At 36.3% G+C, this 6,173-nt stretch carries 2 protein-coding genes and 1 pseudogene; all 3 read left to right on the forward strand.

Annotated elements, in window-relative coordinates; all coding sequences use genetic code 11:
• On the forward strand, positions 1–1,291 hold a 1,291-nt coding region (locus tag ACJJVW_RS00005; RefSeq protein ID WP_405250310.1), incomplete at its 5' end, for an Ig-like domain-containing protein.
• 48 nt (positions 1,292–1,339) lie between these two features.
• Positions 1,340–4,756, forward strand: coding sequence for a beta strand repeat-containing protein (locus ACJJVW_RS00010; protein WP_405250311.1), 3,417 nt, complete (start codon positions 1,340–1,342; stop codon positions 4,754–4,756).
• 42 nt (positions 4,757–4,798) lie between these two features.
• Positions 4,799–6,173, forward strand: a pseudogene (locus tag ACJJVW_RS00015) (hypothetical protein); the annotation flags it as partial.

The raw sequence follows: 6,173 nt of genomic DNA on the forward strand, positions 1-6,173 counted from the left end.
TGTAAATACTACTGTAACTGGTAATGTATTAACGAATGATGATGATGCAGAAGGAGATATACAGACAGTAAGTTCAAATACAGATCCATCTAATGGAGTATTAGTAATGAATCCTGATGGAACTTACCAGTATACACCAAATACTGATTTTGTAGGAGAGGATACCTTTACGTACACAGTTTGTGATGATGGTAACCCTCAAGCTTGTGATACAGCTATTGTTTACTTAGAAGTATTACCAATAAGTGGACCTAATAACGAGGCTCCTGTTGCGAATGCTGATTCAGGTATTACAGAAGTAAATACACCGTTAACAGGTAATGTTTTACCTAATGATTTTGATTCAGATGGAGATCCACTTACAGTTACTGGAAATACAAATCCATCTAATGGATTGGTATTATTACTACCTAACGGGTCTTTTATTTATACTCCAAACGCTGATTTTGTTGGAGAGGATACTTTCACATATACTATATGTGATAATTCTAGTCCAGCTGCGTGTGACACAGCAATGGTTACTATTCAAGTAATTCCTGATGTTGCAAATATTACCGTAGCAAATGATGATGCTTATAATGGTATTTCAAATGCTGATATTTTAGGAAATGTATTAGATAATGATACGGACCCTGAGGGAGATGCTCAGACAACATTGTTAATATCTGTTCCTGCAAATGGGACAGTAGTTTTAAATGACGATGGTACTTTCACATATACGTCTAATTTAGATTATGTAGGTCCAGATTCCTTTGTATATCAGGTGACGGACACTCAAGGTGCAACTGATACTGCAACTGTGTATCTTACAGTAGGTATGCAATTAATTCCAGATTATGGGCCAACATTGTTTACTGGAGTTACTACTATTGTAGGTAATACTGGAGTTATTGATTTCAGAGTGCTAGTGGCTGAATTTGCAGGTCAGAATTCTAATGGTGTTACACCAGTAGAACTTAGGATAGTCAAAAGTGATGACTTATTAATAACATTTGATCCTGCGAGTGTGTTGGTTAACGGCTTTCCTGTGTCAAACACCGATTGGCTGTTTGATAATTCTAGTCCTACGCTTTATAAATTCATATATATTGGGAATAACGGTATCTTTCCAGCAAATAGCGCGTCAATGATCGGTTTAAATGCTGTTTATTTACCACTTATTAGCACAGAAGGAGAGTTTCCTTTACAAGTTACAGTCAAATTTAACTCTGGAGGTGAAACCAATAATTCTAATAATAATGATGTTGACTTTATCGAATTCGATAATGACATACTCGATGATAACGATTAATATAAGATTTTCAAGAATTTACAATCTCAACAACCTTAAATACCTACAATGAAAAAAATTCTACTTTCACTCATTTTTACCGTCCTATGTACGTTAGTTGCGTATGGTCAGACCGTAACAGTAACTGGAGCAAATATTACTCCAGATCCTCTTGATGGTATATCCTTAAATGGAGAGGGTATAGGTACATTTACTTTCACAGAAAATGATGGTGTAGCAGCTCCTGCTTCAGCATTTGGAATGCCTAATGTTACAATTAGTATTAGTTTACAATATGTAGAATTAACTGATGCTGATGTGGCGGGGATAACAGGAACTGTGCTTTCTTATTTTACAGTTAGTTATGACGCTGGGAATAATGTTCTAGTTTTTCAACAATCATCTGAAATTCCTGCTAGTTTTTCAGGAAATATTTCTATGCCATTAACTGTCACTCAAAACTCAACTGAGAATCAGAGTTTTAATGGATTTAACGTGAATATAGCAGCAATTGATGGTCCAACTGATGCTCCTGGAAGTACAGCATTCTTTACACATACTAGAGGTGTTTTAGCAGATGTAGATATAACTGATACGTCTTTTCCTGGGGACACTTTGGATCTATCTGTGTCAGATGCTGATTTGAATGAAGATCCTTCAGTTGCAGAAACTGTCAACGTGATTGTGAAAAATGATATTACAGGTGAATCAGAGGTGATTATACTAACAGAGACAGGTCCAAATACAGGTGTATTTACAGGAACTGTCGATACTATATATGGAGTATCTGCGGGTGCTAATAATGATGAACTAATTAACACCCAAGTTGGTGATACAGTTACTATTTTCTATAATGATCAATTAGATGAGAACGGAACACTAACGGTATTGACAGATGTTGATAATGTATTGGGTGGAATAACTGGAATAGTAGATATAACTGATACATCAATTCCTGGTGATACATTAGATGTGGTTGTTACAGATGGAGATCTCAATGAAAACCCTTCAGTAGCTGAAACTTTGAATGTTGTTGTTGTAAACGAAGAGACTGGTGAATCTGAAGTTGTGACTTTAACTGAAACCGGACCTGACACAGGTGTTTTTGCAGGTACAGTTGATACTATTTATGGTGTAGTTGCTGGAGTAGATAATGACGGTGTATTTAATACACAAGCAGGTGATTCGGTAACTGTTACTTATGACGATGAGCTTGATGAAGTTGGGAGCAATCCAGGACCAATCACAGATACAGATCTAGTTCTTGGTGGAGTTACTGGTGAAGTTACTGTAACAGATACTTCAATTCCAGGGGACACTTTAGATGTTGTTGTGACTGATAATGATTTGAATCTAGATGTCAATATTATAGATACAGTTGATGTGGTTGTTGTAAACGATCAGACTGGTGAATCTGAAGTTGTAACTTTAACGGAAACCGGACCTGACACAGGTGTTTTTGCTGGTACAGTTGATACTGTATTTGGTGAGATGGCTGGTACAAATGATGATGGAACATTGAACACTCAGGCTGGAAATACTGTAACCGTAACATACGACGACGAGCTTGATAATACAGGTGATAATCCTGCTCCTGTAACAGATACTGATAATGTTATTGGTGGAGTAACTGGTGAAGTAACTATTACTGAAACTTCAATACCAGGAGACACGCTGGACATCGTTGTAACTGATAACGATTTAAATCAAGATATTAATAATATAGAGGCGATTGAGGTAATTGTTGTAAACGATGAAACTGGCGAATCTGAGTTAGTTACTCTAACAGAAACAGGCGCTGATACGGGAATATTTGAAGGCACTGTTGATACCGTATTTGGTGATATTGCTGGTACAGATAACGATGGGATTTTTAATACTCAAGCTGGAGATACTGTTACGGTAACTTATGATGATGAGTTAGATACTTTAGGTAATGATCCAACAGCTGTTTCAGATACAGACACCGTAATCGGAGGAGTAACAGGTAAGGTTGAAATAACAGAAACGTCAATACCAGGAGATACATTAAATATTATTGTAACTGATAATGATTTGAATCTAGACATTACTAGTGTAGACTCAATTGATGTCGTTGTTATAAACGATCAAACTGGTGAAACAGAAACAATCACTTTGACAGAGACAGGAGTTGATACAGGTGTGTTTGAAGGAACTGTTAATACCGTATTTGGTGATATTGCTGGTACAGATAACGATGGGATTTTCAACACTCAAGCTGGTGATACCGTAACTGTAACTTATGATGATGAATTAGATAGCAATGGTAATAATCCAGATCCAATTACTGATACCGATAATGTACTAGGAGGGGTTACTGGAGTTGTAGATATTACTGATACATCAGTTCCAGGGGATACACTGGATATATCTGTTACTGATAATGATTTGAATGAAGATATTACTGCAATCGAAACTATAGAAGTTATTGTTATTAATGATAATACTGGAGAGTCTGAAATAATTACTTTGACTGAAACAGGTGCTGACACAGGTGTATTTGAAGGTACTGTAGAAACAGTGTCAGGTATAATTGCTGGAACAGATAATGATGGAGTATTTAATTCACAAGCTGGTGATACAATAACTGTAACTTATGATGATGTATTAGATGTAACTGGAAGTAATCCTTCTCCTGTTTCAGATGTTGATACTGTCCTTGGTGGGGTGACTGGTACTGTAGATATAACAAATCTTTCAATTCCAGGAGATACATTAGATATTGTAGTTACAGATAATGATTTAAATGAAGATCCACTTACAATAGAAACTATTGAGGTTGTTATTGTAAATGATGTCACAGGTGAGTCTGAAACTATTACATTAACCGAAACTGGGATTGATACAGGAGTCTTTACAGGGGCTGTGGATACAGAGTACGGTGTAACAGCCGGTACGGACAATGATGGTATATTCAATACTCAGTCTGGAGATACTGTTACTGTAACTTATGATGATGAATTTGATGCAATAGGTTCAGATCCAGACGCAATAACGGATACAAATACCGTGGGTAATTTGCCAGATTTTGGTCCAGTGATTTTCACCGGGACGACAACTGTCGCGGGTGATTCTGGTAATGTTGACTTTAGAGTTTTTGTAGCTGAATATAATGATAGACAATCTAATGGTACTGATGCTGTAGAGTTGAGAATACCTAAAAACTCTGCATTTATTCTTACCTATGATTCAAGCCTCACGACAATAAATGGAGCGCCGGTTAGTAATGCTGATTGGATATTTGATGACTCTAGTCCAGTATTGTATAAATTCACATATGTTGGTAATGGAGGTGTTTTTGAAGGTTTGACGGCATCTATAGTTGGTATTAATGCTGTCTATAATCCATCACCAAATACGAACGGTATATTCCCGATTCAGGCAACTGTGCGCTATTTTTCAGGCGGAGAGGTTAATAACTCAAATAATGATGATTTTGACTACATAGAGTATAACAATAACTAGTAGTTGAAAATATCCTTATTATTTACGTAGAAAATTCATAAGATGAAGAAAATTTTAATAATAGTAATCATTTTTACTTTAAGCTTTACAAGCTTTGGTCAATCTGTTTCAATTCCTGAAGCAAATATAAATCCGGCACCATTAGAGACCCTTGAGTTGAACGGTACGGGTACTGGTAGCTTTATATTGGCAGAGTCGTCTGGTTTAGAGGTTCCTGCATTGGATCCAGATACAGGATCTCCTAATGTTGTAATTGAAGTTATATTTCAATTGGTTGAATTAACTGACGGAGATACTAGTGCAATTACTGGAACGCTATTAAATTATTTCATTCCGTCTTATGATGCTATTAGTAATGTGTTGACTTTAAGTCAATATGCAACTATTGCAGGTGATGATTTTGGGTCTTTGACTTTTCCAATAACCGTTATTGAAAATTCGAGTCAAGAAGATGCTAATAATGGTTTTCAAACTATCATATCTGCATCGGATAATAATACATTTGCGGGAGGTAGTGCAAGCATATTTACGTACACAGCAGATAATAATTTAAGTCTTATAAAAAGTCAAACAAGTGCTTCTGGTGTTTTAAATGACATTATTACTTATGATATTGTTGTTACAAATTCAGGTAATACAAATCTTACTGATATTGTTGTTACAGATGATAATGCCACTATTATTTCTGGAAATCCTATTGCTGAGTTGGCGCCAGGTGATAGTGTTACCGTTGTAGCAGAACATCAGATTACCCAAGCTGATGTCGATTTAGGGTATATTGAGAATAGTGCTTCTGCCATTGGAAGTAGTCCAATTGGTGTTAATGATGTAATTGATATTTCAGATGCTGGAACAGATGTGAATGGACTAGAAATATTAAATCCAGAAACTATTGAAACTCCAAACGGAGATGGTAGTATAAATAGTGATTTAACAGATGATCCTACGGTTACTGCTATAGAAAGATCAGCTTTAATTGCATTGATTAAAGAAGGAACATTCAACGACGTAAACGGAGATGGTTTCGCGCAAGCGGGAGAAACAGTAACGTATAATTTCACAGTAACAAACATTGGAAACGTAACAATTACAAATATTGTAATTACAGATCCAATGGTAGCTATAACTGGAGGACCTATTGATTTATTAGTAGGTGGTGTTGATACAGATACATTTAGTGCTATCTATACTATTACACAAGCAGACGTTGATGGAGGCGGAGTGACGAATCAAGCACTTGCTACAGGACAGAATCCTGATGGTGTTGATGTAACAGATACTTCAGATGATGATAGTAATCTTGAGGATGATGAAACAATCACAACTTTCCCAACAGATGGTGGAGCGATTGCATTAATCAAGACTGGAACATTTAATGATGTAAACGGAGATGGTTTCGCTCAAGCGGGAGAGACTG

The organism is Dokdonia sp. Asnod3-C12 (assembly GCF_045063975.1).
Taxonomy (GTDB): domain Bacteria; phylum Bacteroidota; class Bacteroidia; order Flavobacteriales; family Flavobacteriaceae; genus Dokdonia.

Bases quoted from the DNA above. Each gene is read 5' to 3' on its own strand.
- ACJJVW_RS00010 (WP_405250311.1), top strand. From the start codon at position 1,340: ATGAAAAAAATTCTACTTTCACTCATTTTTACCGTCCTATGTACGTTA.